The organism is Sedimenticola thiotaurini, from assembly GCF_001007875.1.
GTDB classification, from domain to species: domain Bacteria; phylum Pseudomonadota; class Gammaproteobacteria; order Chromatiales; family Chromatiaceae; genus Sedimenticola; species Sedimenticola thiotaurini.
Map to the genome: position 1 here is coordinate 3,760,841 of NZ_CP011412.1, position 24,782 is coordinate 3,785,622.

22 protein-coding genes are annotated in these 24,782 nt (G+C 53.7%); 20 read left to right on the forward strand and 2 right to left on the reverse strand.

Features of this window, described 5'->3' with window-relative positions:
• Positions 1-11 precede the first annotated feature (11 nt).
• Positions 12-353, reverse strand: a complete 342-nt coding sequence (locus tag AAY24_RS17410; protein ID WP_046860745.1) for a S24 family peptidase — start codon at positions 351-353, stop codon at positions 12-14.
• Positions 354-408: 55 nt separating this feature from the next.
• On the opposite strand from AAY24_RS17410, the gene AAY24_RS17415 reads away from it, so the two are divergent.
• From AAY24_RS17415 to AAY24_RS17500, 20 genes are all read left to right on the forward strand, one after another.
• Entirely contained in the window at positions 409-2,217 is a 1,809-nt protein-coding gene (locus tag AAY24_RS17415; protein WP_046860746.1) for an ABCB family ABC transporter ATP-binding protein/permease, read from the forward strand.
• A 204-nt stretch (positions 2,218-2,421) separates the two neighbouring features.
• Positions 2,422-3,570 carry a tRNA nucleotidyltransferase/poly(A) polymerase-related protein gene (locus tag AAY24_RS19525; RefSeq protein WP_046860747.1) on the forward strand — a complete coding sequence of 383 codons (1,149 nt, stop codon included), beginning with the start codon at positions 2,422-2,424 and terminating at the stop codon, positions 3,568-3,570.
• Between the two features lie 217 nt (positions 3,571-3,787).
• The gene (locus tag AAY24_RS17425; RefSeq protein ID WP_234422207.1) at positions 3,788-4,912 is read left to right on the forward strand and encodes a histidine kinase; all 1,125 of its coding nucleotides are present in this window, start codon (positions 3,788-3,790) and stop codon (positions 4,910-4,912) included.
• A complete protein-coding gene (locus AAY24_RS19530; protein ID WP_234422208.1) occupies positions 4,909-5,373 on the forward strand; it encodes a sensor histidine kinase in 465 nt (154 codons plus the stop codon). Before AAY24_RS17425 ends, AAY24_RS19530 begins: the two co-directional genes overlap by 4 nt.
• The gene (locus tag AAY24_RS17430) at positions 5,373-6,020 is read left to right on the forward strand and encodes a response regulator (RefSeq protein WP_046860748.1); all 648 of its coding nucleotides are present in this window, start codon (positions 5,373-5,375) and stop codon (positions 6,018-6,020) included. Before AAY24_RS19530 ends, AAY24_RS17430 begins: the two co-directional genes overlap by 1 nt.
• A 42-nt stretch (positions 6,021-6,062) precedes the next feature.
• A complete protein-coding gene (locus AAY24_RS17435; protein ID WP_046860749.1) occupies positions 6,063-6,533 on the forward strand; it encodes a rhodanese-like domain-containing protein in 471 nt (156 codons plus the stop codon).
• A 302-nt stretch (positions 6,534-6,835) separates the two neighbouring features.
• The gene (locus AAY24_RS18685; protein ID WP_052761311.1) at positions 6,836-7,603 is read left to right on the forward strand and encodes an HNH endonuclease; all 768 of its coding nucleotides are present in this window, start codon (positions 6,836-6,838) and stop codon (positions 7,601-7,603) included.
• Between the two features lie 125 nt (positions 7,604-7,728).
• A complete protein-coding gene (locus AAY24_RS17445) occupies positions 7,729-8,478 on the forward strand; it encodes a hypothetical protein (RefSeq protein WP_234422209.1) in 750 nt (249 codons plus the stop codon).
• Positions 8,479-8,593: 115 nt separating this feature from the next.
• Positions 8,594-8,965: a transposase gene (locus AAY24_RS17450; protein WP_046860751.1), complete on the forward strand. Its 372-nt coding sequence runs from the start codon at positions 8,594-8,596 to the stop codon at positions 8,963-8,965.
• Positions 8,966-8,976: 11 nt separating this feature from the next.
• On the forward strand, positions 8,977-9,816 hold the full coding sequence (locus AAY24_RS17455) for an IS3 family transposase (protein WP_234422306.1): 840 nt from the start codon (positions 8,977-8,979) through the stop codon (positions 9,814-9,816).
• A 117-nt stretch (positions 9,817-9,933) separates the two neighbouring features.
• Entirely contained in the window at positions 9,934-10,494 is a 561-nt protein-coding gene (locus AAY24_RS19030; protein ID WP_082117211.1) for a hypothetical protein, read from the forward strand.
• A gap of 74 nt (positions 10,495-10,568) precedes the next feature.
• Complete coding sequence (locus AAY24_RS17460) at positions 10,569-11,147, forward strand: hypothetical protein (RefSeq protein WP_046860753.1); 579 nt, start codon at positions 10,569-10,571, stop codon at positions 11,145-11,147.
• Between the two features lie 125 nt (positions 11,148-11,272).
• Positions 11,273-12,142, forward strand: coding sequence for a hypothetical protein (locus AAY24_RS17465; protein WP_199930427.1), 870 nt, complete (start codon positions 11,273-11,275; stop codon positions 12,140-12,142).
• A gap of 142 nt (positions 12,143-12,284) precedes the next feature.
• Entirely contained in the window at positions 12,285-12,944 is a 660-nt protein-coding gene (locus AAY24_RS17470; RefSeq protein ID WP_046860755.1) for a hypothetical protein, read from the forward strand.
• Positions 12,945-14,045: a phosphoadenosine phosphosulfate reductase domain-containing protein gene (locus AAY24_RS17475; RefSeq protein ID WP_052761312.1), complete on the forward strand. Its 1,101-nt coding sequence runs from the start codon at positions 12,945-12,947 to the stop codon at positions 14,043-14,045.
• 170 nt (positions 14,046-14,215) lie between these two features.
• The gene (locus AAY24_RS17480; protein WP_234422210.1) at positions 14,216-14,884 is read left to right on the forward strand and encodes a DUF1294 domain-containing protein; all 669 of its coding nucleotides are present in this window, start codon (positions 14,216-14,218) and stop codon (positions 14,882-14,884) included.
• A gap of 31 nt (positions 14,885-14,915) precedes the next feature.
• A complete protein-coding gene (locus tag AAY24_RS17485; RefSeq protein ID WP_052761314.1) occupies positions 14,916-15,506 on the forward strand; it encodes a methyltransferase domain-containing protein in 591 nt (196 codons plus the stop codon).
• A gap of 19 nt (positions 15,507-15,525) precedes the next feature.
• On the forward strand, positions 15,526-16,026 hold the full coding sequence (locus tag AAY24_RS17490; RefSeq protein ID WP_046860756.1) for a Pycsar system effector family protein: 501 nt from the start codon (positions 15,526-15,528) through the stop codon (positions 16,024-16,026).
• A gap of 386 nt (positions 16,027-16,412) precedes the next feature.
• A complete protein-coding gene (locus AAY24_RS18690) occupies positions 16,413-19,754 on the forward strand; it encodes an EAL domain-containing protein (RefSeq protein ID WP_052761315.1) in 3,342 nt (1,113 codons plus the stop codon).
• A 319-nt stretch (positions 19,755-20,073) separates the two neighbouring features.
• Entirely contained in the window at positions 20,074-21,906 is a 1,833-nt protein-coding gene (locus AAY24_RS17500) for an SLC13 family permease (protein ID WP_046860757.1), read from the forward strand.
• 31 nt (positions 21,907-21,937) lie between these two features.
• On the opposite strand, the gene AAY24_RS18695 is transcribed toward AAY24_RS17500, so the two are convergent.
• Positions 21,938-24,781 (reverse strand): bifunctional diguanylate cyclase/phosphodiesterase, encoded by a 2,844-nt coding sequence (locus AAY24_RS18695; protein ID WP_052761316.1) that lies wholly within the window; start codon positions 24,779-24,781, stop codon positions 21,938-21,940.
• Position 24,782 lies beyond the last annotated feature (1 nt).

Consider the following 24,782-nt stretch of genomic DNA (forward strand, 5'->3'; position numbering starts at 1 on the left):
TTTGCGGGATATCAGCTCGCCAGGCCGTTATTCTCTTCGTAGGGTTTGTAGTGCTTGATCTTGCGGCGGATATTGCGCTGGACAATCACCCCTTCAATTTTGTGGTTGGTGCCGGCCAGCTCTATGCTAGGGTACTGCGGGTTCAGCGCGTTCAGTCGCACCCGGCCGTCGGCATCCCGTACCCACTGGCGGAACAGACGCTCGCCATCCACCGTGATAATGACGTAGGCGCCACTGGCACACACCTCCGAGGGTTCGATGACAATGATACACTTGACCGGAAATTCCGGTTCCATGCTGTCATCCAGCACCTGCAGGGCGTAGAGTTCGTTGTAGCTGCAATCTTGTGTCATAACGGTTGGCCCGGGAATTCTGCTGTATTAGTAAATTATTAAACAGTCTCTCTATATGGCACACAATCGTCAAGCCCAGGCGCGTCCCCATGCTGATCGACGCGACTGGAAGAACCTGAAAAACATGCTTCCCTACCTCTGGAACTACCGGGGCCGGGCCCTGCTGGCACTGGCTTGCCTGGTGCTGGCCAAGCTGGCCAATGTGGGTATTCCGGTGGTACTCAAGGAGATTGTCGATGGCATGAGTGACAAGCAGGAGACCTTGCTGGTACTGCCGGTCTCCCTGCTGATCGCTTATGGTGCCCTGCGGGTCAGCAGTACCCTGTTCAACGAGTTGCGCGACGTGGTGTTTGCCCGGGTGCGCTACCATGCCATGCGGCGCCTGGCCACCAAAGTGCTGACCCATCTGCACCAGCTGTCGCTCGGTTTCCACCTGGGCCGCCAGACCGGTGCCATCAGCCGGGATCTGGATCGGGGCACCCGCAGTGTCAGCTCCATTCTCAACTACATGGTGTTCAGCATCATTCCCATGCTGGTGGAGTTTGCCCTGGTGGCGGTGATCCTGCTCACCAATTACGCCCTGGTCTTCACCCTGGTCACTTTCGGAACCGTGGCGGTCTATATCCTCTTTACCTTCTCCGTAACCGAGTGGCGCATGGACTATCGCCACACCATGAACCGGCTGGAGTCCCAGTCCAACTCCCGGGCGGTGGACAGCCTGATCAACTACGAGACGGTCAAATACTTCGGCAATGAACAGCTGGAGCTGTCCCGTTTTGACGGTACCCTGCATGAGTGGGAGGAGGCGGCGGTCAAGAGCCAGCACTCCATGTCCCTGCTCAACTTTGGCCAGGGTGCCATTATCGGTCTGGGTGTGACCGCCATCATGTTCTATGCCGCTGCCGGTGTGGTGGATGGCACCATGTCCATCGGCGATCTGGTACTGGTGAACGCCTTTCTGCTGCAGCTGTTTATTCCGCTCAATTTCCTCGGCATGGTCTACCGGCAGATCAAATACTCCCTGGCGGACATGGATCTGATCTTCAAGCTGATGGAGCAGCAGCCGGAGATCCAGGATCGACCGGATGCCCCGGCGCTGCAGCTGGAGCGGGGCGAGGTGCGCTTTCAGCATGTGGGGTTCTCCTATACGCCGGAGCGGGAGATCCTGCGGGATGTGGATTTCACCATCCGGCCCGGCGAAAAGGTAGCGGTGGTGGGGCACAGCGGTGCCGGCAAGTCGACCCTGTCCCGGCTGCTGTTCCGTTTTTATGATGTGACCCGGGGCGCGGTGCTGGTGGATGGACAGGATGTGCGGACCGTGACCCAGGAGAGTCTGCGCCGGGTGATCGGCGTGGTGCCCCAGGATACCGTGCTGTTCAATGACACCATCTATTACAATCTGGCCTATGGCCGACCCGAGGCGAGCCGTTCGGAGATCGAGGCGGCGGCCGGCATGGCCCACATCCGTGACTTTATCGAATCCCTGCCGAATGGCTACCAGACCCTGGTGGGTGAACGGGGCCTGAAACTCTCGGGGGGCGAGAAGCAACGTATTGCCATCGCCCGGGCGATACTCAAACACCCACGGATTCTGGTCTTCGATGAGGCGACCTCGTCACTGGATACCCAGACCGAGCAGGCTATTCTTGAAACCATGCGGGAGGTGGCGGAGGACCACACCACCCTGGTTATCGCTCACCGGCTCTCCACGGTAGTGGATGCTGACCAGATACTGGTCATGGAGCAGGGGCGGATTATTGAACGGGGCAGCCATCGGCAGCTGCTGGAACAGGCTGGAGTCTACCGGGAGATGTGGCAGTTGCAACAGGAGGAGCGGAACATGCAGGTGGAGCAAACAATATGAAAAATTGGCAGGAGAGACAATTTCCACGGCCGCAGGCCGCCCGTCAGGGTGCGGCACACGACTGCATGGATGCAGGAGGTAGAGCAACGCAGGGAGCGGTTGCCGAGGGAGGTGCCGCATGAAAAATTGGCAGGAGAGACAATTTCCACGGCCGCAGGCCGCCCGTCAGGGTGCGGCGCAGCGTGCAGTACCGGGAGGGGAGAAATGAATATCTATCTGGTCGGCGGAGCCGTGCGCGACCGGCTGCTGGGAATTCCGGTCAAGGATCGGGACTGGTTGGTGGTGGGTGGTACCGAGGATGAGATGCTGGAGCGGGGCTTTGTCCGCGCCGATGGCGTGTTTCCGGTGTTTCTGCACCCCGACAGCGGTGAGGAGTACGCCCTGGCGCGACGGGAGACCAAGACCGGCCCCGGTTACAAAGGGTTCGACGTGGAGTACGGCCCGGATGTCACCCTGGAGGAGGATCTGCAGCGCCGGGATTTCACCATCAACGCCCTGGTGGAAGATGAGCAGGGTGAGGTGATCGACCTGGTTGGCGGACTGGAGGATATGGAACAACGCCGGCTGCGGCATATCACTGCGGCTTTCAGTGAAGATCCGGTCAGACTGCTGCGGGCGGCACGCTTTATCGCCCGTCTGTCGCCCCAGGGTTTTGCCCTGGCCCATGAGACCTTCCGGCTGATGAAGCAGATGGCCACACCTGAAGAGCTGTCCGCGCTGAAACCGGAACGGATCTGGCAGGAGATGAAACAGGCCCTGTCGGAGCCGGAGCCCTGGCGCTTCTTTGAAGTGCTGCAACGCTGCGGCGCCCTGGCCCTGATACTGCCGCAACTGGCGGAGGAGATCGGTGGCGACGCCACCCACAGTGACCAACCGGTCAGTGAACCGATACTGGCCCTGAAACGCGCTGTGGCCGCCGGGACCGATCCGCGAGTCCGGTTTGCCGCACTCCTGTACCCCTTCTGCCAGGGACCGGCCCGGACCCGCTGGTTGAAGGAGGCGCTGCCGGTGGAACGGGATTATCTCGATCTGCTGGCCCAGGCCCAGGGCGTGGCCCGCTTCTACCCCAAGGCGGCACAGGGTGATGCGGAGGCGACCCTGGATCTGCTGATCCGGGGACGGGCGCAACAGCAGCCGGAACGTTTCCATCGCCTGCTGATGCTGTTCGCGGCGCTCTGGCCGGACCGGTCGGTAGAGGCCTCCAACTGGCTGGCGGAAGCGGGTCGCGCCATGGCCTCGGTTTCGCCTGCGCGACTCAGTGGAGAGGGATACCAGGGGGCCGAACTGGGGCGGATGCTCCGGGTCCGGCAGATGGCGGCCATCGCGGAAGCCCGTGCAGCGCTGTCGAAATAATCCTGACCGGCCGTTTTGCCGGTCCGTTGGGAGTCAACCCGCACCCCCCGGCCGGCCCGTTTACTTTGTGATCGGAAATCATGCTAAATTAGCAACTTCGAATACAGTGGTGCAGTATCTGCCCGATTCATATCCGACAAGGTGAGCAATGGACAAGGCCGTGACGAACGAAGAGAAGCTGTCTCGTTCTCCTGTGCCCGAGAGCAGCGGGCTGCTCATGAGCATAGTCAGCCGCTACCCCTATCTACAGGTACTGGTGGCCGCCCGCATGCTGGGTCCGCTCATCATTATGGCCAGCGCCCTGCTGTTCAGCCTGCTGCTGTCGCTCTGGTCTCTCCCCGGCCTGGAAGTGGGCGTGAGCCACCTGTTGTCCCTGGTCTCCACGCTGGTGGCGATCGGCGCCTTCATTGTCGGCGTCAACCGGCTGCGTAACCGGCTGCTGGCCCCCCTGGTGCAACTGGAGCGGGCGGTGGGGGATGTCTGTCAGGGGGAGCCCTGGACCTCCCTGCTGTTTGATGATGTGGGTGTGCTGGGGCCACTGGCCCGGGATCTGGACAGCCTCAGTAGCGAACTGATCGATCTCTACGAGGATATGGACAACCGGGTGGCACGGCAGACCCGCCGACTGGCTCAGCAGACCACCGGTCTGAAGGCGTTGTATGATGTGGCGGCCAGTATCAACCAGACCGATGATATGGATGAGCTGCTGCTGCGGTTCCTGCGGGTACTCAAAGAGATGGTGCATGGCGTGGCGGCCACGGTACAGCTCACCACACCCCAGGGTCAGATGCGTCTGGTGGGCAGTATCGGGCCGGATGACCGGGTGCTGACCGAGAGCGAGCAGCTGCCGGTGCCGCTCTGTCAGTGCGGCAAGGCGCTCTCCAGTGGCGACGTGCTGTGTGAACATGATGCGGTGGCCTGCTCACGACGCAACGGCCGTCATATGTACGGCAGTCACGAGCTGGAACAGATCACCATACCACTCAAATTTCATGGCGATATATTGGGCCTGTACCGGCTGTTTATCAGAAAATCGGCCATGGAGGGGCGTGAAGAGACCTACGACCTGCTCTATACCATCGGCAGCCATCTGGGTATCGCTATCGCCAAACACCGCTCGGATGAAGAGGCCCGGCGCCTCTCCATTATCGAGGAGCGTACCGCCCTGGCCCATGAACTGCACGACTCCCTGGCCCAGACCCTGGCCAGCCTGCGATTCCAGGTGCGCATGCTGGATGAGACCCTGGAGCAGGAACCGGGGACAGCTCGCCGGCGCGTGGCGAGCTGGAGCGGATCAAGAATGGTCTGGACGAGGCCCATACCGAGCTGCGGGAGCTATTGAACAACTTCCTGGCGCCGGTGGATCAGCGGGGGCTGGTGCTGGCGCTGGAGAAGATGACCCAGCGCTTCCGCCAGGAGACCAACGTCTCCATCTTTTTCCAGTGCGGTTGCCGCCAGGTGAACATGGGCGCCAGTGCAGAGATGCAGCTGTTACGTATCGCCCAGGAGAGTCTGGCCAATATCCGTAAACACGCCAAGGCCCACACCGTGCGGGTGCTGCTCACCTGCAGCGCGGAAGGTGAATACCGGCTGCTGGTGGAGGATGACGGCGTCGGTTTTGACAACGTGCGACCGAATGGCAGTCCGGGTGAACATATCGGGCTGTCCATTATGGAAGAGCGTGCCCGCCGTGTCGGGGCCCAGTTCAAGATCGAGAGCGAGCCCGGGGAAGGTACCCGGGTGGAAGTGACCTATAACCCCGGCCCGGGTGGCCGCAAAAGTGATCAGAAAGAGACCCACTGATGCGTATCCTGTTAATTGACGATCATGCGCTGTTCCGAATCGGACTCCAGGAGCTGTTACAGCGCCGTGGCATCAACGTGATTGGCGCCTTTGGTGACTGTCAGGAGGGCATTGAGCTGGCTTCCCGGGAACAACCCGACGTGGTGCTGCTGGATATGCGCATGCCGGACATGAGCGGCATCGAAGTGTTGCAGGTGCTGCGTGAGAAGGGCCTCACCATGCCGATCGCCATGCTCACCACCAGTCGTGAAGAGAGCGACGTGATCAACGCCCTGCAGGGCGGGGCGCAGGGTTACCTGCTCAAGGATATGGAGCCGGACGAGTTGATCAACGCCCTGCGCGCCATCGTGGGTGGTGCCACCATCGTCGCCCAGGAGCTGACCGGCATCCTGGCCAAGGCGGTGCAGGGCGAAAGCGAGACGACCGCGGCCCGGGATGTCTTTTCAGACCTCACGCCGCGCGAGGCGGAGATCCTCTGCCTGCTGGCGGATGGCCAGAGCAACAAGGTGATCGCCCGCAATCTGGGTATCTCCGACGGCACGGTCAAACTGCATGTCAAATCCATCCTGCGCAAACTCAATGTACACTCCCGGGTCGAAGCGGCGGTGATCGCCGTGGAGCAGGCGCTCTGCTCCCGTGAACAGTAGCCCGACAAAACTTAACCCCAAGTAGTAACAGGACTTATCGCCATGATGCGTTTTATAGAACTGATCCGCAGCTGCCTGACGGATGTCAAAGAGATCATGCCGTGGGATCTGGAAGAGCGGCTGGAGGCCAACCCCGATCTGCTGATCGTGGATGTGCGCGAGCCTTATGAATTCGATGCCATGCACATACCCGGCTCCCTCAACGTGCCCCGCGGCATCCTGGAGTCCGCCTGCGAGTGGGACTTTGAAGAGACTGAACCGGAACTGGTGCAGGCGCGGGACCGGGAGGTGGTCGTGGTCTGCCGCTCCGGCCACCGCAGCGTGCTGGCCGCCAACTCCCTCCAGGTACTCGGCTTTAACAACGTGGTCTCCCTGCAGACCGGTCTGCGCGGCTGGAATGACTACGAACAGCCACTGGTGGACGCCCAGGAACAGCCGGTGGATATGGACGACGCCGACGATTACTTCACCACCAAACTGCGCCCCGAGCAACGGCGCCCGGCAAGCACCTAGCCTCATCCCCGCCACTGGCGCCACCGCCACATACACCTGACCCAGCTACTATAGAGATACCCCCGCTTCAGGGGCGTTTTATTCCTGCGTAATTATTTGCTAATCTGGGCAGACTTTAGCGATTATATGTCCGCGGTTGGCGAATATCCCTAGCCTCACTCGTTTTGACAGAGTGGGCTTTTTCCGGGCAAGCGGGAGAGGCTCAGCTCAATAAGTCGCTTTTTTCAAATGATGCGCGAGCAACATTTCTCATGAGATGCGCGAGATGCATAATCAGATGTTAGCCGAAAAGAGAGAGTATCGTGCTTGAATCAAAATACGTAGAAAATAAAGATATTCCCTATTTCGATGGTGAAGTGTCAAAGGCCATCTGTGATTATCCAATTGATGGTGGCGGTAAAGATATGATTGTCGGCGTTCAAAATTTTGACGGCGATGTCTACCGCATAATTAAAGCAACTGGAATGGGTGCTTATATCCATGTAACAAGTGAATTGGCTGAAATTGGTTTGAAAGATGAGCTGGCTAATTCATTATCTGGAAAAGGCGGATTTGATAGCATTTTTGTTACAACTGAGGATTTGAAACGACAAAGGATGGTGCGGGCGTTGGATGCCAGGCCAACTGCTATTGAAGACATCCAATCTATTGAAACGAGCCTTTCCAAATGCTCTGAAACAGAGCGTACCTCCATAATTCAAAGTAGGCTTGGTCAAGGACTTTTCAGAGATAAATTAATAAAGTATTGGGGTGGTTGTGCGGTGACAGATTGTGAATTCGCGCCTTTGCTAAGGGCATCTCATATCAAGCCGTGGAGAGCTTCTGACAACGTAGAGCGTCTTGATGTTTTCAATGGTTTACTGCTAGCTCCAAATCTTGATGTAGCGTTCGACGCTGGATATATATCCTTCGACGATAGCGGAAAGATTATTATCTCTGATTTCTTTGATAATCAGCACGCGTACTCCCTCAGAATTACGCCCAAATTAAAAGTAAAATCAAAATTACTCAATGACGAACACAAGAAATATCTGGAGCACCACAGAGCAAATGTGCTACTTCACGGCTAACAATAACCAGCAGCGGAAAAAACTACGCGCCGCCAATTTGCGGTTCGCTACGCTCACTTTACCGCAAATTGGCTCTGCTCCGTTTTTCCGCTGTGGTTGGCGTTAGTTTTATGGATAGATCCATAGTGATAGAAGCCGCTCTAGTCGATATTTTGCAGCTCAAAGAAAGGATCGATGTTGACATCCTTCCAATGGATAAGTTGGATGCTTTCCTCCTGTCCCGAATGTATTCTCAAGGGCAGTTGCATCCTGGATGGAATAGTCGGTCAATAGGTCAAAAAGTCATCACGAATGGAGAAGCGTTTGTTCAAGCCATACTCCCGTTCTCCGCTTGCTGGTACGAGGCGAAAAACTCCACATTTGAGTACGTCGATCCATTTCATGTTGTAGCTGGTGCTTACTACGGTGTCCCCACGCTTAGTGCGGCCGAGGGAGATAAAGTGGCGGATGTACTGGATGCACAGGCAAAGAACGACGAATCTGAAGGCGCTCACTATGTACGAATAGGTGAATTTTCGCTGTACGTAGCGTCAGAAGGTAAGAATCGGGTTTCTCTATACAGGGACTTGAAGCGGAAAATTGGCGCAAGGGTATTCAACTCAAGTTATCCCCCGAGCCATCACCTGCAATTAGTTAGAACGCTCCCATTTGGTGGTGTCGCTCTGCGCTATATTGGAAACCAGCAAGGCTTTGCAAATCGTCTTCAGAGATGGCAAGCAGTGTCTATGGACTTAGCAGCTATTCCATTTTCGGAAAGCGTCCGTCTATTAGAGGCCTATGGAGTTAATTGGGGGCGCAGTCAGTGGCTGATTGGCTCTCCGTTTATCGACCGAAAAGTTAAGCTTTATATATGCCGGAGGAAGTATGCGCGATGATTTTACGTCAAGCATAGTCAAAACTAACAAGTGGCTGTTGTCGGACGCACCTACGCTGGTGAATTAGCACCACTTTAATGGACAGTCGTGGACTGATCTGTTGAAGGGGTACGAGATGGGACAAACAAAGAAGCGGAATTACGATAGATACACACTAGAGTTCAAGCAACAGGCCGTTAAGTTGGCTAATCACCCTAAAGTTATAGCCAAGGATATTGCTGAGTCGCTTGGAATCCACCCGGTCATGCTTTACCGTTGGCGAATGGAGTACAAAAACGGCGAACTCCGGGAAAATAAGCACATGAAATCAAAGAAGGTATCACCCAAGAGGCTAGTAAAAAGAACAGACCCTTTGGTTGAAAAAGAGGCAGAGCTGGCAAAAGCAAATAAGCGGATCAAAGAATTAGAGCAAGCCCTGGAAAGTCGTACAGAGGAGCTTGATCTGTTAAAAAAAGCGAAACGGTTCTTCGAGAAGACAAAGCGGTAATATTTGCTTTTATCGAGAAGAACCGTGACAAACACAAACTGGATCGCCTGTGTGAACTCTATGGTGTTTCAAGAAGTGGTTTTTATGCATGGAAAGCACGGCCTATGAGTAACCACAGAGCACATGATCTCAAGCTGATGGAAGCGATCAAGACGCTACATCAAGGTTTTCGTCGCAGCTATGGGGCAGCTAGATTACATCAGGAATTGATTCAAAAAGGTCTGCCTTGCAGCCGCAGACGGGTTAATCGCTTGATGAAAGAGATGGGTGTAAAGGCTTCTACCACAGGACTTTATGCGTGGCGACCCGGACAACATGAATTCTACTCGTCTACCGGCAATCAATTGAAGAAGATGGAGAAGCCAGTACAGCCAGGCACACAATGGGCGGGTGACTTTACCTATATTAAGACCAAAACGGGTTGGCTCTACCATGCAGTAGTTCTTGACCTATTCAGTAGAAAGGTTGTGGGTTGGTCATTTAGTCGAAAACGGAATGCAGAGCTGACAAAAAGCGCCCTCAAAATGGCACTAACCCGGTCGAATCCTCAGGAGGGTTGTCTATTCCATTCTGATCAGGGAATTGAATATGCGGCACATGAATACCGAGATATGGTGGAGGCCGCTGGCATGACCAGGAGCATGAGTCGAAAGGGCAACCCATTGGATAATGCCTTTGTCGAATCATTCTTTCACACCATGAAGGCAGAACTCATTCATCGCAGGCTATTTGAAAATGACATCAGTGCGGTGGCGCATCTGGTGGAGTATATCGAGTTTTATAACCGAGAGCGTTTACATTCAGGGATAGGCTACCAATCACCAGAGAATTATGAAAAGCTATTCCAATAAAAGTGTCCACAAAAGTGGTGCTAGTTCACTGGCGCTCCGGTGCGCCGCAAAGCCAAAGCGTTAGGGTTATGCGCTAATTTCACACACTTGTATCCAAACCAAAAAAGGAGATAAAAATTGAACAAGGTAGCTTTAGCCATTATAGCATCTTCAGCGTTGCTTATATCTGGTTGTTCAACAACAAATTCAATCCCCTACAAAGCATCAACAGCCAATGTGATTTCTATACAAGAGTCGTTAGAAACGACTGGTGTGAAGGTTAACATCGGAAAAGTGACTCCGGCACCTGGCGTGGAAGAAAGCCCAATGTGCCGTCTTATGGGGCCGGTTAAGGTTGCACCAGGTAAATCTCCTTCGCGTTACATTCAAGATGCTTTCCAGGAAGAGTTGTTTATGGCTGGGGTGTATTCTTCGAAATCACCTATATCTATAAATGGATCTATCAAGGAATTAAGCTTTAGTTCTGTTTCACCGGCAAATTGGAAGATTACTTTAGAAGTAAGCAGTAATGTGGCACCAGGTTACACGGTAAGCACTAATTATGCTTTTGACACTAGCTGGGACGCATACTCAGCCTGCAAAAATGTTGCAGATGCATTTGGTCCAGCCGTACAAGAGCTTCTAAAACAGGTGGTAACACATCCACAGTTTGCATCTTTGACGAAACAAAAGCCCTAACAAGAAAAGGCAGCCGACAAACCAGGACAAGCCTGGTTTTCGGCTGCTTTGAACGTTAAGCGTAAGGGAAACATATGGGACTTCACGTAAATTCAATTTCAGATTTACCCCTTCCAGAAGAAAGAGATTACTATCTGTACGTGCTCGATTACTATAATTGGGAAGAGCCAATATCGGATACTTTAGTAGCCAATCTACCAAAAATAGAATCCCTATGTGCTAAACATAACTCCGTCATGGTGCGAGGTCTTCCTGATAGTCATTTTTATTCAGAGGTTCTTAACTGGATAAAAATTAATGGTCAGGGGCCAAATACAATATTACCGGCATTGATGATAACAACGATTCACCCTAAATATTTTATCGAGGCTAATGAAAACAAGCCTGAGCCAGAAATCAGTGACGCACTAATATTTTTAAAGATTCGAGAGGTTTGCAAACAACCATCTGATGTGATTAATCTTATTGAAAAAATATTTACCGATATAAGCGAGAAAAAAGAAATTCAAAATTTTACGGTCGCCAAAGAGTTGCGCGCTTCTGAACATGGGGCATTCGTGGACGCCCTAATTCTTGAACCAAACTTTGCTGGTATCGGTGTAAACATAAAAAAGCTTGTGGCATGGAGCAAGTCACGCTTAACAAAGCAATGAAGCATGGACACTTTGGCTTCCTTTCCGTTTTGCGAATGCCTTCGGCATTTTTTCGCAAAACTCCAATCCAGCCAAAGCGCCACTTATTGCGACGTTAGCGCTCAAAATTGGGAATGGAGAAAATCGTGAAAGTGGTCATTGAGTTTATAAAAATTGCGCTATTGTCTGCTATTGCCATCCTTATGGGCATGAACATAGGCATATTGCAGACGCCAACATTAAGTGAAACTGGAATACATAAGCCCTCTGAAGAAATTGAATTGAGCGAAGATTCAAAGGATGAGTATAACCAACGAGAAGCCGACTTAAGAAAAATTATGGAGCATAGCCTTTCGCAACTGTTCAAATTTCCTGAAAGTGTAAGGTTTCGAAATACGAACTATGAATATAGGCGCGTATTTAACGATCATGGCATTAATGTGGCGCCAGAAAAAGAATTAGAGTTTGCGACTCTGTGTGGCCAATATTCCGCTCAAAATGCAATGGCAGTTTATGGGTCAGCACGGCCTTTTTATGCCGAAGTTGCGGTAAATAATGAAGAAAAAGGTATTACGGGGGATGTCTGGCTGGAGATTGATGGAGAGATTAAAAAATTATTATCGCTGGATTCTTCTATCGCTCTGGATGGTGACAAGGAAAAGTTTGAGAAACTATATGCAAAAAAATGTGGAGATATTCAAAGCGCATTCATGGGCGTGTTCAGTCAATATGATATAGGGTATGCCGCATTGTCCGTAAAATACTATCTTGAGAAATTAGACAAGTTATCAAAATATCCAGGGGCCAAAGATTCATTAATAAAATGCTCCAATTCAGATGCTTCTCATGATTATTGTATTGGTGCAGAAATATGCCAAAGAGTGAAAAAACTGGATGAAAATATGAGTGAATTTTGTTCAATCAAGAAGCAGGTTTGTTCAGGCAATGACGAACACGCTGATTGTGAGGAAAAGCTTAAAGCCGCGTATAAGGAGAAGAAGGCATCAAAGAAATGAGCGCTAACAATCACATTCACTCGGATAGCAAAAAGCGCCGCTCCTTCGTCGCTCTGCTTTCTGCTGCCGGTGATGTAAGGCGTTAAATGCCTGAAGCTTCGGAATTACGACTCACAATAAAGACGAGTAAAGCTAATACTATATGGAACTATCAACTCTAAAGAAGCTACGAAAAATTGTTCCGGGGACTGTGTTTCTTTTTTTCTCAGTTCCAATTTATCAGTTCTTTGTCGATGACCTATTTCAAGTTGACGATAGCTTAAAATTCTCCCTTGAAGGATACGGCTCCGTCTTGGCAGTAATTATTGGAAGCTTATTCGGTACACTTAAGATAAGAAGATTAAGAAACGAGGCAACCCATAGAGAGATTAACGAGAATATTAAGTCTCGGTTGCTTGAGGAGGGGCTTACTGAAGAGAGATCGGAAGAAGAAAAAAATGAGATCAAGAATTCTAGAAAGCTTATGCATGTTTTCTATCATCTGATTGATAACGACGAAAGCCTCAAGGAAAAATCTAAGCTTGTGAGAGACAATGGGCTGATTTGGACGTCAACTGCCGATGTTGCAATTCTTGGGTGTTTTTTTTCCTGGCTGTATTTCATCCTAATTTTAATCTTTGGGCTTGATGGACTTCTAGCCTCAGCGGGGCTAATGATCGGCTCTATCGGTTTAATTTCGGGAGCAATCCTTCATCCAAGAACTGTGAAAGAGCATATTAGCTTGGGAAATGAGCAAATCGAATTTATTCTGACCAACCATAAAGAGGAACTAAAAAGGCGGGTCACGGAGTTGTTTAACTAAATGAAAAAATTACATAATTCGATCGAAGCCACAATTGAACAATTAAATAATGATGATAGCCCTTGGATAGTTGGCTTCAGTGGTGGAAAGGATTCCTCACTCGTTATCCAAATTCTTATATCTGCGTTTTGTCAACTCCCGGTTAGTAAGAGAAAAAAGCTATATGTTTTTTACTGTGACACAGGAGTGGAAATACCAGTACTGAAAGACTATATAAAAAATACGCTCGAAAGAATAAGAAAAGAAGGGAGAGCGTTGGGCGTTGATATTTCTGTGAAGGCCATAAAGCCTGCCGTGAAAGACCGCTATTTTGTAAAAGTCATTGGCAGGGGTTACCCCCCTCCCACAAACATTTTTAGGTGGTGTACAGATCGACTAAGGATTGATCCCATTCAGGTTGCGATTAAACAATACGTGGGAGATGGAGAGGCCACGGTAATTTTAGGTACTAGGTTTTCTGAGAGTGGGGAAAGGGACAAGATCCTAAAAGCCAACGCGCTTGATAAACCTTACCTATTCAAGCAGCAAGGGCATCAAAAAACTACTTTGTTCTGCCCCATAGTCGATTTTACGGCAGAAGACGTCTGGGAGGGATTGCTTTGCATAAAAGGAGTTTCCGCAATTGATTTACATCTTATCTCCAAAATTTATAAAGAAATATCTGGAGAGTGCCCAATCATTCGACTCCCCGAGACTAACCCTTGTAGCAAAGGGCGATTCGGTTGTTGGACGTGCACAGTAGTTCGTAAAGATAAAGCTTCTAAAAATCTGATTTTAAACGGATATAAATCATTGGAGCCTCTTTACGAGTTTAGAGAATGGTTGCTATCTATTCGAGACGAAATTGAGTTTAGATGTACCGTTCGACGAAATGGCCAGGGTGGGTTGGGGCCTTTTCGACTTTCCGCCAGAGTAAAGATCCTTGAAATGCTTATCGCTGCACAAGAGGCGAGTGGGCATAATCTAATCAGTGATGCAGAGTTATCGGAAATTTACAGGCTTTGGCAGTTGGACAAAGACAACAGCAACTACGCTGAAGACCTAAATAAGCATTTAGCAAATCAAAGCACTCGGACGCAGCAGAGCTGCGCCGGTGTTTAAGGCGTTAAACTAAACCGCTACGCCGTAGCCTCTTAAAACCTCGCTTTTTTCTCTTATTCACCACACTTTCCAAAGACCACTCCCGGTCTTGCGGTAATCCCCCATTTTTAATGACATCTAAAAGTAGAGGGCATACAGCTCGGGTTAACTTCTGAATCGGGGAGATTACCATGGGACATCACCCGGCTTTGGAGGGTAGAATCGCCACTATGGAAAAACATGTGCGGGTAAAGGGAAAACTGGTCTCCTGGAATGAAGAGCGTGGGTTCGGATTCATAGCGCCCATGACGGGCGGTAAGCAGGTCTTTATTCATATCAAGGCGTTCAGCAATCGTAATCGACGGCCGGTCATCGGCCAGATCGTTACTTTTGAACGCTCGTCAGATAAACAGGGACGACCCCGGGCGATCAGGGCGACCCTGGCTGGTGATCGGCTCGATAAAAAATCAAAACGTGGAAATGGGGGGCTGTTAATCGTTACAGCGGTGTTCTTCCTTGGTGTTGTCGGGCTCGCTGTTCTGACTGCGCGACTGCCACTCCCCGTATTGATGTTCTATATCGGGGTGAGTGCCATTACCTTTATTACCTATGCATTGGACAAATCAGCGGCACGGACCGGGGCATGGCGGACAAAGGAGAATACGCTGCACCTGCTGTCACTGGTGGGTGGCTGGCCGGGTGCCCTGGTGGCGCAACAGCGGTTGCGTCACAAAACCAGGAAACAGCCGTTTCAGTTGGTGTTCTGGGTAACGGTGTTGATTAATTTCGGGGTGTTTGTCTGGCTCTTTACGCCAGATGGTTCAGTTATGTTGGATTTCTGGCTTAGCTCCGTGCTGTAAGTGGACTGGCTCAGCCATTGTTTCTCTTCGAATGATGAATAGAGCCTCCATAGCCGCCTATGAAAAGCAGGCTCGACGTTACCTGCACTGTCGGGACTGTTCCAGAATCGGTATTCAGGTGGCGAGGCGGTGGGCGCATTCATTGGACACCGGTGCCGAAGTGATCGAGATTGCTTGTGGTGGTGGGTTACCGGTTACCCAGGTGTTGCAGGATGCAGGGCTGAAACTCTGGGCAGTCGATCCATCCCCCACCCTGCTGGCCTGTTTCAGGGCGCGCTTTCCCCAGATACCGACGCAGCTTGCTGACGTCTTGGCCTGTGATTACTTTCGGAGAGAGTTCGATGGGGCTATCGCCATTGGCCTGATCTTCCTCCTTCGCGAAACGGACCAGAGCAGAATGATCACCCGGATAGGGGAGATTCTCCGCCCGGGAGCGAGTTTCCTGTTCACGGCCCCGCTGGAAGCGGGTGGCTGGACGGATGCCATTACCGGGCATGCCTGCCTATCCCTGGGCCAGGAGGTGTATGAAAAGCTGTTGCATCAATCAGGATTTCGAGTGTTAAGGAGACACCAGGACAGTGGTGGGAACAATTACTACGAAGCGGTGATAATCGACTCATAGCCAATGATGGGGGAGCGTAATGAATCAAAGTATCGATCCGAAAGATGCGGTAGCACTGCTGCTGGCGAATCAGCAGCATATCCACGAAAACATCAAGTTCGCTGATCAAAAAGCGGTGGCATTTATGGGGATAAATGGGGCGCTTCTCGGAGTGATGTATCCGTTGATCTCGCCACACAGCCCGATCACCCTGGCCCTTGGCTCTCTGGCGTGTCTGTTGTTGGCGGTCGGTATCGGGTTTGCCATCTGGGTAATCAAGCCGAGGGGTGAGCCAGATGAGTGCCGGGGCGGCGGGGTGGTCGATTCCGTGCGTATCTCGCAATTTTCCCTGGATCAGTATCTTACCCGTATAAAGCAGATCCCGGATGAAGAGTTGTTGGTTGAGCTGCGCACCTTTATCTATGACCGGGCGATCATCGACAGGGAGAAGTATCGTAACCTCAAGGTGTCACTACCGTTCTCAGCGTTTGGTTGGTTGATGTCCCTGGTGCTGGTTGTGGTGGTTAAAGTGGGGGCCTGACAACTGAATTTATCCAACTGCCCTGGCGAACACCGTAGTGACGCTGATCTCTTTTCCAGAGTCGGGCGGCCCGACGTCGGTCCGTACCTCAGGTGAGCCGGCAGAACACGGTGGCCCTCGGAGACCATTCCAATCTCACCTGTTCTGGCCATTAATACACCGGGAATAAATCTCATCAATATAGATAACCGTGGTATGTTCTCTACTACGCTATTAATTGACGCGACCAACCGCAGGCACCAGAGAGGGTGAATGGAGGGGCTTGGCATGGTCGTGGGGTTGTGGCTCGATTGACCCTGGTGGTGTTTAAGGCCGCAGGGAACTAATATCGTACTGAAGCGCTAAACATCAGCGGAAGGAAGGGACGTCTCTTCAGGGTCGAATTTATGGTTGATATGTACAAGTATGCATCCCGTTTGAGCGGCAGGGTGGGGCTGACGATTGTTCCGCTGGTGGTGATCGTCACGGTCATCATGGTGGCCATCTATGACAGGAATCAGTATCGCAGCGCGATGCAACAGGCTGAACAGACCCTTGAGAATGACGCCCGTCTGTTCAGTGAAAAGATTCTCAGTGAAGTAGAGCGCCTCAAATACGATGTCGACCTGATCAGTGAGATCCCTTCGGTTCAGGGCCTCATCCGCAGTGAGTATGGCAATGGTGTTGATCCGTTTGATGGCTCCACCACCCGGTTATGGCGTGCTCGCCTCGGCAAGGTTCTGGAAATAGTGGCGCGCAAGTCCCCTGAATATGACCAGTTGCGATATATCGGGATAGCGGATGGCGGACGCGAGGTTGTACGCATCAATCGGATCGGTGACAGGGTAGAACTGGTTCCCAGTGAAAAGCTGCAACAGAAAGAGAATCGGGACTATTTTCAATCCACGATAAAGCTGAGCCCGGATCAGATATACCTCTCGGATATAAACCTTAATCGTGATTTTGGAAAAATCACCAGCCCCAGTTTTCCGACTCTGCGTATCGCCAAGCCGGTGTTCAGTAAACAGGGCAACCTGCACGGTATGGTGGTGCTCAACCGAAAAGTGGAGCCACTTTTTGAGGAACTTGAAAAGCAACTGCCACGCGGTATCGAGTTCTACATCACCAATGAGCAGGGGGATTATCTCTACCATCCTGACAAGGCTAAACGCTTCGGATTTGATCTGGGAAAACCCTATAAGCTGACCGACGATTTTTCGCAGCTGGGGGAGATGTTGGCTGGGAATCCTGCCATGTCGGACGCCCACCTGGATATGGACGTTGACGGCACAACCTATAAGCTGACGTATCAGCGTATCGCTTTTGATCCGCTAAATGAGTCCCGCTACCTGGGGATAGTACTGACGATCCCCCATGATCGCATACTGGAAATTTACGATGAGGGGTGGCTGCGTAATATTCTGCTCATTGTCGGGCTCGGGCTGGTTATCATCGTAACAACCTATGTCCTGCTGCAGCGTATTACCCGTCCCCTGCACAGTCTGGCCAGTAGTGCTCAGAGAATAGCCGAAGGCAATTACGACATAGAGATACCGGACACCGGCAGCCTGGAGCTGGAGGAGTTGGCGGAAGCCCTGCGACACGCAGCAAACGATGTGGCGCAACGGGAACGGTCGTTCGCCACGCTGAATAAGGAGTTGGAACAGCGGGTTCAAGACCGAACCAACAAACTGCGTCAACGGGAACGCAGCCTGGTTAATGCCCAGCGCATTGCCGGCCTGGGCAGCTGGGAGTGGGACGTTGAAAAGAACCAGTTGAATTGGTCTGACGAGATGTACCGGATTTTCAAGTTGAATCCAGAAGAGCACCAGCCCAGTTACTGGATATTCCATTCATTGATACATCCGGATGATCGCCCCAAGTTCGAAGAGAAGTTCACCGATGCGCTTAAGCATAGTGATGGCTTTGCCCTGGAGTATCGTCTGATATGCCCTGGTGAACGTGAACATGTGGTCTCTTGCGAGGGGGAGGTGACCCGCGATGAGAATGGCCGGGCGACTTATGTACAGGGCACGGTACTGGATATCACTGAACGGAAAAAGACCGAGGCCGGTCTGCGTCTGCTGGCCAGTGTATTCGCACACAGTCCGGACGGTATCCTGATTACCGATGACAAGATGAATATTCTGGAGGTTAATCCGGCATTCAGTACGATCACCGGCTATACGCCAGAGGATGCGCTGGGGAAAACACCCAGAATACTCAGCTCCGGTCTGCATGACAAACAGCACTATCAAGCGATTTGGCGCAGCCTGTCAACCACCGGGCATTGGCAGGGAGAGATGACCGATCGGCGAAAGAATGGTGAAAGCTATACCGAATGGCTCACCATCAGCAGCGTGCACGATTCCGATAACAGGCTGGTCAATTACGTGGGTGTGTTTAAGGACATCACTGAGAAGAAAGCGGCGGAACAGAGGATCACCCATCTCGCCTATTACGATTTTCTGACGGAACTGGCCAATCGACGACTCTTCGAAGATCGCCTGGAACAGACGCTGCGCCTGGCCCGACGCAAGGACAGATCGGTAGCTCTGCTCTATATCGACCTGGATCGATTCAAACCGATTAACGACAGCCTGGGGCACAAGGCGGGTGACCTGTTGCTGATTCAGGTGGCCAGGCGGTTGCAGGAGGAGGTGCGGGAGAGTGATACGGTGGCCCGTTTGGGGGGCGATGAATTCGGTATTGTCCTGGATAGTGTGACCCAGGTTTCAACCAGCCATATCGCCAAGAAGATTATCGGCCGCATCGGCGACGCATTCGATATCGAAGGTAATGAAGTGTTCATCGGGGCCAGTATCGGAATCAGCATGTTTCCCAATGATGGCACCGATCTGAACGCGTTGATGAAACACGCGGACATTGCCATGTACCGGGCAAAAGAGCAGGGCAGAAACAATTATCAATTCTTCCTGCCGGTGATGAATGCCGGTGCCGAGGAGCGGATGGTGATTGAAAACGCCCTGCGGTATGCGGTAGAGCGGGAAGAGCTGGAAGTCTACTATCAGCCCCAGGTACGACTCAGTGATGGCGAGATCGTCGGGGTGGAGGCGTTGCTGCGCTGGCGCCACCCGGATCTGGGGACTGTGTCTCCGGCCCGTTTCATCCCTATCGCGGAGGAGACCGGCCTGATCGGACGGCTGGGTGAGTGGGTGCTGGAGCAGGCCTGCCGGCAGCGGCAGTTCTGGGAAGGCGAGGTGGCGGACGGTTTTCGCGTGGCGGTGAATCTATCTGCCCGTCAGTTCAATACTAATATCGTCGGTATGGTGGAGGCGGTATTGTCCCGTACCGGCATCGCGGCCGGAAACCTAGAACTGGAGATTACCGAAAGCATGGTGATGGAGGATTCCGACAGTTCTGTCGAACTGCTCAACTCCCTCAGTGCACTGGGTGTGCATCTGGCCATGGATGATTTTGGTACCGGCTATTCATCACTCGGTTATCTGAAACGGTTTCCGCTGCACAAGCTCAAGGTGGACCGGGCATTCATCACCGGCCTGCCCGATGATGAAGGGGATGCCGCCATCACCAAGGCGGTCATCGCCATGGCGAAAAGCCTCGGCTTGCGGGTCATCGCCGAGGGTACAGAAACCCTGGATCAGATCAGGTTTCTGCAGGAGATCGGCTGTGATGAAGTACAGGGTTACTACTGCAGCCGTCCATTGCCGGCGGATGAACTGTTTGGCTTGTTGCAAAAAGGGGTGTGCCAGCGGATATTGGAGTGATCTGCGCCGAACCGCGTTGGCAAAGCTCACCCGGATTCAACGCCGGCCAGGTGATGCCCTGTTTGCCGCCATCTACAACTCCACACCGGTCTGGAGCAGGGGATCGGGCATAGGGCCGGCTTCGCAGCGTGGACTACAGACGATCCGGCCCTGGACCCGTCATCCGGCAAAGCGTACATTCAACGGTATTTAACCTGGCGGCCCGATGTGCTTGGTCGCCGGTGGGATGGGCGTGTGGCAACCGGGTTCTCTGAAGGATAGTCTGTCGTTGTTTCTCCGCTTCATCCTGACAGCAAACTGACTACTGGAGCCGAATGCCATGGAACTGCCCCCTCTGCCCGATACCCACGGTCTGGCCGTGCTACTGCTGGTTGTGGTTGCGCTGGCCCTGTTCACCCGGGAGCGCATACCCCTGGAGACCTCCAGCCTGGCGGTGCTGGCGCTGCTGACAGCCGGTTTTGAACTGTTTCCCTATGTGACAGACGGTGTCCAACTGCACGCTATCGATTTTTTCTCCGGCTTCGGCCACGAGGCGCTGGTGGCGGTTTGTGCCCTGATGATCGCCGGCCAGGCGCTGGTGCGTACCGGTGCCCTGGAGCCGGTCGGGCGGCAGTTGGCCCGTCTCTGGTCAATCAGTCCGATGCTGTCTCTGCTGTTGACCCTGCTGGTGGGCGCCCTGCTGAGTGCTTTTGTGAACAATGTGCCCATCGTGGTGCTGCTGTTACCGATTCTGGTCAGTGTCTCCCTGCGCAACAACCAACCGGCCTCAAGCATTCTCATGCCCATGGGTTTCGCCACCCTGGTGGGCGGTATGAGTACCACGATCGGCACCTCCACCAATCTGCTGGTGGTCTCCGTCGCCTCTGACATGGGGCTGCCCCGTTTCAGCATGTTCCATTTCTTTCTGCCGGCGGCCATTGCCGGTGGTCTGGCTATTCTGTTTTTGTGGCTGGTGGCGCCACGCATGCTGCCCAGGCGTGAGGCGTTGATGGAGGACACCTCGCCACGGGTGTTCACCGCCCAACTGCAGGTGGAGGAGGAGAGTGCCGCCGCCGGCAAAACCCTGGCCGAGGTGAACGAAGCGGTGGGCAGAACGTTGAAAGTCACCCAGATTCGCCGCAATGGCGGTGTTGCGCTGACCCCGCTACCGGATGTGCTGATCAAGCCGGGCGACCGCCTGAGCGTCAGGGATACCCCGGACAATCTGAAAGAGATCGAGAGTGTGCTGGGGGTCAAACTCTACACCGGAGAGACCCGGGTGGATGATGAGCATCCCCTGCGTGACGAGGAGCAGCAGTTGGCGGAGATCGTGGTGACCCAGGGGTCGCCCCTGGAGGGCGCCACCCTGTCACGATTGCACTTTACCGATCACTACCAGCTGGTGACCCTTGCGCTGCATCAGGCAGGGGCCACCACCCGCACCCTGCGGGAAGAGGTGGGCAGTGTACGTATGAACGTGGGCGATGTGCTGTTGGTACAGGGCAGTCGTGAGCGGATTGCGGAGCTGAAGCGCAGCGGCGAGCTGCTGGTACTGGACGCCACCAGCGACCTGCCCACCACCAAGCGGGCGCCGCTGGCGCTGCTGATCATGGCGGCCATTGTGACAGTGGCGGCGTTTGGCCTGCTGCCCATTGCCATCAGCGCCACCTGCGGTGTCCTGTTGCTGATTATTACCCGCTGCCTGAGCTGGCGCGATGCGGCCCAGGCGCTCAGCACCCAGGTGATTCTGATCGTGGTGGCCAGTCTGGCACTGGGTATGGCGCTCTCCAGGACCGGCGGGGCGGAGTATCTGGCCCAGCTGTTTGTGGGGCTAACCACCGGTAGCTCTCCCACGGTGATGCTCAGTGGATTGATGCTGGTGATGGCGGTATTGACCAACATTGTCTCCAACAACGCCGCGGCGGTGATCGGTACCCCTATTGCAGTCAGTATCGCCCAGCAGCTGGGGTTGCCGGCGGAGCCGTTTGTGTTGGCGGTACTGTTCGGGGCCAATATGAGTTATGCCACCCCCATGGCGTACAAAACCAATCTGCTGGTGATGAATGCGGGGGGATACAAATTCAACGACTTTGTCCGGGTCGGTATACCCCTGACCCTGATCGTCTGGTTGGCGCTCTCCTGGCTGCTGCCGCTGATGTATGAGATCGGGTAACGGTTATCCGGTCGGCCCGGCCAGCACCACCTTAGATGCGTAACCTTATACCGGTCAGGTTATCCGACAGGAGCCGGGTCGCCGCATCGGCCGCCATGGGGCGCTGAATGAAATAGCCCTGCGCATAACTGCATCCGCGGCTCTTGAGATACGCCATCACCTCTTCGGTCTCCACCCCTTCGGCGATCACCGAAATGCCCAGCTCCTGGGCCAGCAGCACCATCATATTGACCAGCTGTTTCTTGCGCTGGTCACTGGCCAGGCCACTGACAAAAGAGCGGTCGATCTTGATGGCATCGATCGGGAAACTGTTCAGGTAACTGAGCGAAGAGTAGCCGGTGCCGAAATCGTCCAGGTAAATCAGGATGTCCAGCGCCTGCAACTGTTGCAGATACTTCTGTACCACCTGCTTGTCACTGAATATGGCGGTTTCCGTCAGTTCTACGGAGATGTTGGACGGTTTGGCGCCGGTCTCTGCCATGGTCCGGTTGAGCTTGTCGATCAGGCGGGTATTCCCGAACTGCTGGGGTGAGAAGTTAACCGCAACCCGGAACCGTTCTGGCAGGACGAACAGCCGCTGCCAGAGCGCAACTTGTTGAGCCACTTGTTGAAAAATCCAGTCGCCCATGGGCTCGATCAACTGGGCCTCTTCGGCCACCGGAATGAACTGCTCCGGCGATATGGTACGGGTTGGATGATTCCAGCGCAGCAACGCTTCGAATCCCACAATGCTGTCATTGGACAGGTCCAGGATCGGCTGATAGTACATCTCCAGCTGCTGCTCCTTGAGCGCCACGATCAGCTCATGCTCCAGCGTGGTGCGTTCCAGCAGCAGCCTGCGCATCTGGTCATCAAAGATCTCGTAACGCCCTTTGCCCTCAGACTTGGCCCGGTACATGGCGGTGTCGGCATCCCGCAGAATCTCTTCAGCATTCCGGTAACCCGATTTGGAAAAGGCGATGCCGATGCTGGCGTGGGTTTCGTACCGATGGGAGTTGAGCTGAAAAGGTACGGCGATCTCCCTGACCAACCGCTCGACCACTATCACGGTATCGGAGCTGCTGATTTCCGGTAGCAGCACGATGAACTCATCACCCCCCAGCCGGGCCAGTGCGTCCCCCGGGCGCAGGCAGGACTCTATCCGTTCCGCCATCTGGATCAGTAACAGATCGCCTGTGCTGTGGCCCAGGGTGTCGTTGAGTGTCTTGAAGTTATCCAGGTCAATGAAGAAGACCGCGAAGCTCTTCTCCTGCTCGGCGTTACTGCTCTGTATTTCCCGGTCGATTCGCTTGATCATCCAGGTGCGGTTATGCAGGCCGGTCAGGGGATCGTGGGAGGCGTCGTGATGCAGGCGCTGTTCGACACTCTTCTGGGCGCTGATGTCCTGAATTGAACCCACGGTGCGGATCACTCTGCCGTGCTCATCCCGCACCGCCCGGCAGTTGTTGCGCAGATAGGCGGAGCTACCGTCCGGCCTGAGAATACGGTATTCGAGCTTGATGACGGTGTCGTTGGATTTTAGGAAAGCGGTGTAGCTGGCTTTGATGCGAGCCTTGTCATCGGGATGCATCATCTGGAAAAAGATGGCGGGTGATGCTGTGTCATCCTGGCAGTTCAACCCGGTGATCTGCTGGAACCGGTCAGAACAGTAGATAGTATCCGAGCTGTTGTCGTAGTCCCAGATGCCCTCCTGGGTGGCGTGGGTGGCCATTTCGTAGCGCTCTTCGCTGATGCGCAGGGCCTCTTCATACTGATGTTTGACCTTCAGTTCATCCAGGAACAGATTGAACCACTGGGCCAGTTGCGATATCTCGTCATTGCCGGCAACCGGCAGCTTGGGAATATCGCTTGCGCCCGATTTCAGGCGCCGGAAAGCGTCCGTAACCTGCTGGATATGGACAATCACGGTACGTGAAAAGATGATCGCAAACAGGGCTGCGATCAGCAGGGCGATGGTGAAACTGAGCACGCTGACATCACGAATCAGGTTGGCCGCCTGGTTGGTGGCGCTGACCGGAATGGTGGAAATCAGTTTCCATCCGGTGTGATCCAGGGGTTCGCTCACCATGTAATAGTCCTGGCCATCGATTCGGCTGGGTTGGCTGCTGGTGCTCTTCTGCTGCAGTTCAGTACTGGCTGGTTGGCCCACCATGGCGGGATCCGGATGGACAATAAAGCGGTCCTGCTGATCGATCAGGAATACCGGAAAGCCGCTCTCCCTGGCCCGCTGACTGAACTTGTCAAGCAGTCCCTGAATGCTGTAGTTGGCCACCACCAGGCCGATCCGCTCCCGCTCCAGGCGCTGGCGGTTAAACCGATACAGGGCTTTCACCGCCGGTAACACAAAAGCCTCACGGGAGCCGGCGTTCAGGTTGGGGATGACCCCCGGCCAGTAGATCCAGGACTCCTGCTGCTCAAGTGTCGCCAGGATCTGCTCCCTGACGCCGGGCTGATCGCGGACGGTCAGGGTATCTCCAACCTGAAAGTGGCTATCTCCGTTGCCCAGGACGTGGATTGAAACCAGGCCTTTGACATTGATATAGCTGTTGAGGATGTGGCCGACCTGGGCCTGGGTGGAGAGTCGCTGGTAGCTGGATGAGACGACGCTGTTCTGCTGCAGTTGCAGTACCTGGTTGATGGTCTGGTCGCTGGCAATGTTGGCCACCAGGTTTTCTATCTGCTCCTGGGTCAGTTCCAGCTGTTCCCGGTAGTTGATCAGCAACTCCTGCTGCTGGGCCAGAAACTGTTCAATCAAAGCGCTTTGGGTGGTGTGGTAGGAGACCAGACCGGCCCCGAGCAGCGGCAGCACACCGGCCACAAGCAGGGCAATAGTGAAGCGATGGGTGATCTTGAGATGGTGAAAGATGGGAATCACC

Bases quoted from the DNA above. Each gene is read 5' to 3' on its own strand.
- AAY24_RS17410 (WP_046860745.1), bottom strand. From the start codon at position 353: ATGACACAAGATTGCAGCTACAACGAACTCTACGCCCTGCAGGTGCTG.
- AAY24_RS17415 (WP_046860746.1), top strand. From the start codon at position 409: ATGGCACACAATCGTCAAGCCCAGGCGCGTCCCCATGCTGATCGACGC.
- AAY24_RS19525 (WP_046860747.1), top strand. From the start codon at position 2,422: ATGAATATCTATCTGGTCGGCGGAGCCGTGCGCGACCGGCTGCTGGGA.
- AAY24_RS17425 (WP_234422207.1), top strand. From the start codon at position 3,788: ATGAGCATAGTCAGCCGCTACCCCTATCTACAGGTACTGGTGGCCGCC.
- AAY24_RS17430 (WP_046860748.1), top strand. From the start codon at position 5,373: ATGCGTATCCTGTTAATTGACGATCATGCGCTGTTCCGAATCGGACTC.
- AAY24_RS17435 (WP_046860749.1), top strand. From the start codon at position 6,063: ATGATGCGTTTTATAGAACTGATCCGCAGCTGCCTGACGGATGTCAAA.
- AAY24_RS17450 (WP_046860751.1), top strand. From the start codon at position 8,594: ATGGGACAAACAAAGAAGCGGAATTACGATAGATACACACTAGAGTTC.
- AAY24_RS17460 (WP_046860753.1), top strand. From the start codon at position 10,569: ATGGGACTTCACGTAAATTCAATTTCAGATTTACCCCTTCCAGAAGAA.
- AAY24_RS17470 (WP_046860755.1), top strand. From the start codon at position 12,285: ATGGAACTATCAACTCTAAAGAAGCTACGAAAAATTGTTCCGGGGACT.
- AAY24_RS17475 (WP_052761312.1), top strand. From the start codon at position 12,945: ATGAAAAAATTACATAATTCGATCGAAGCCACAATTGAACAATTAAAT.
- AAY24_RS17480 (WP_234422210.1), top strand. From the start codon at position 14,216: ATGGGACATCACCCGGCTTTGGAGGGTAGAATCGCCACTATGGAAAAA.
- AAY24_RS17485 (WP_052761314.1), top strand. From the start codon at position 14,916: ATGATGAATAGAGCCTCCATAGCCGCCTATGAAAAGCAGGCTCGACGT.
- AAY24_RS17490 (WP_046860756.1), top strand. From the start codon at position 15,526: ATGAATCAAAGTATCGATCCGAAAGATGCGGTAGCACTGCTGCTGGCG.
- AAY24_RS18690 (WP_052761315.1), top strand. From the start codon at position 16,413: ATGGTTGATATGTACAAGTATGCATCCCGTTTGAGCGGCAGGGTGGGG.
- AAY24_RS17500 (WP_046860757.1), top strand. From the start codon at position 20,074: ATGGAACTGCCCCCTCTGCCCGATACCCACGGTCTGGCCGTGCTACTG.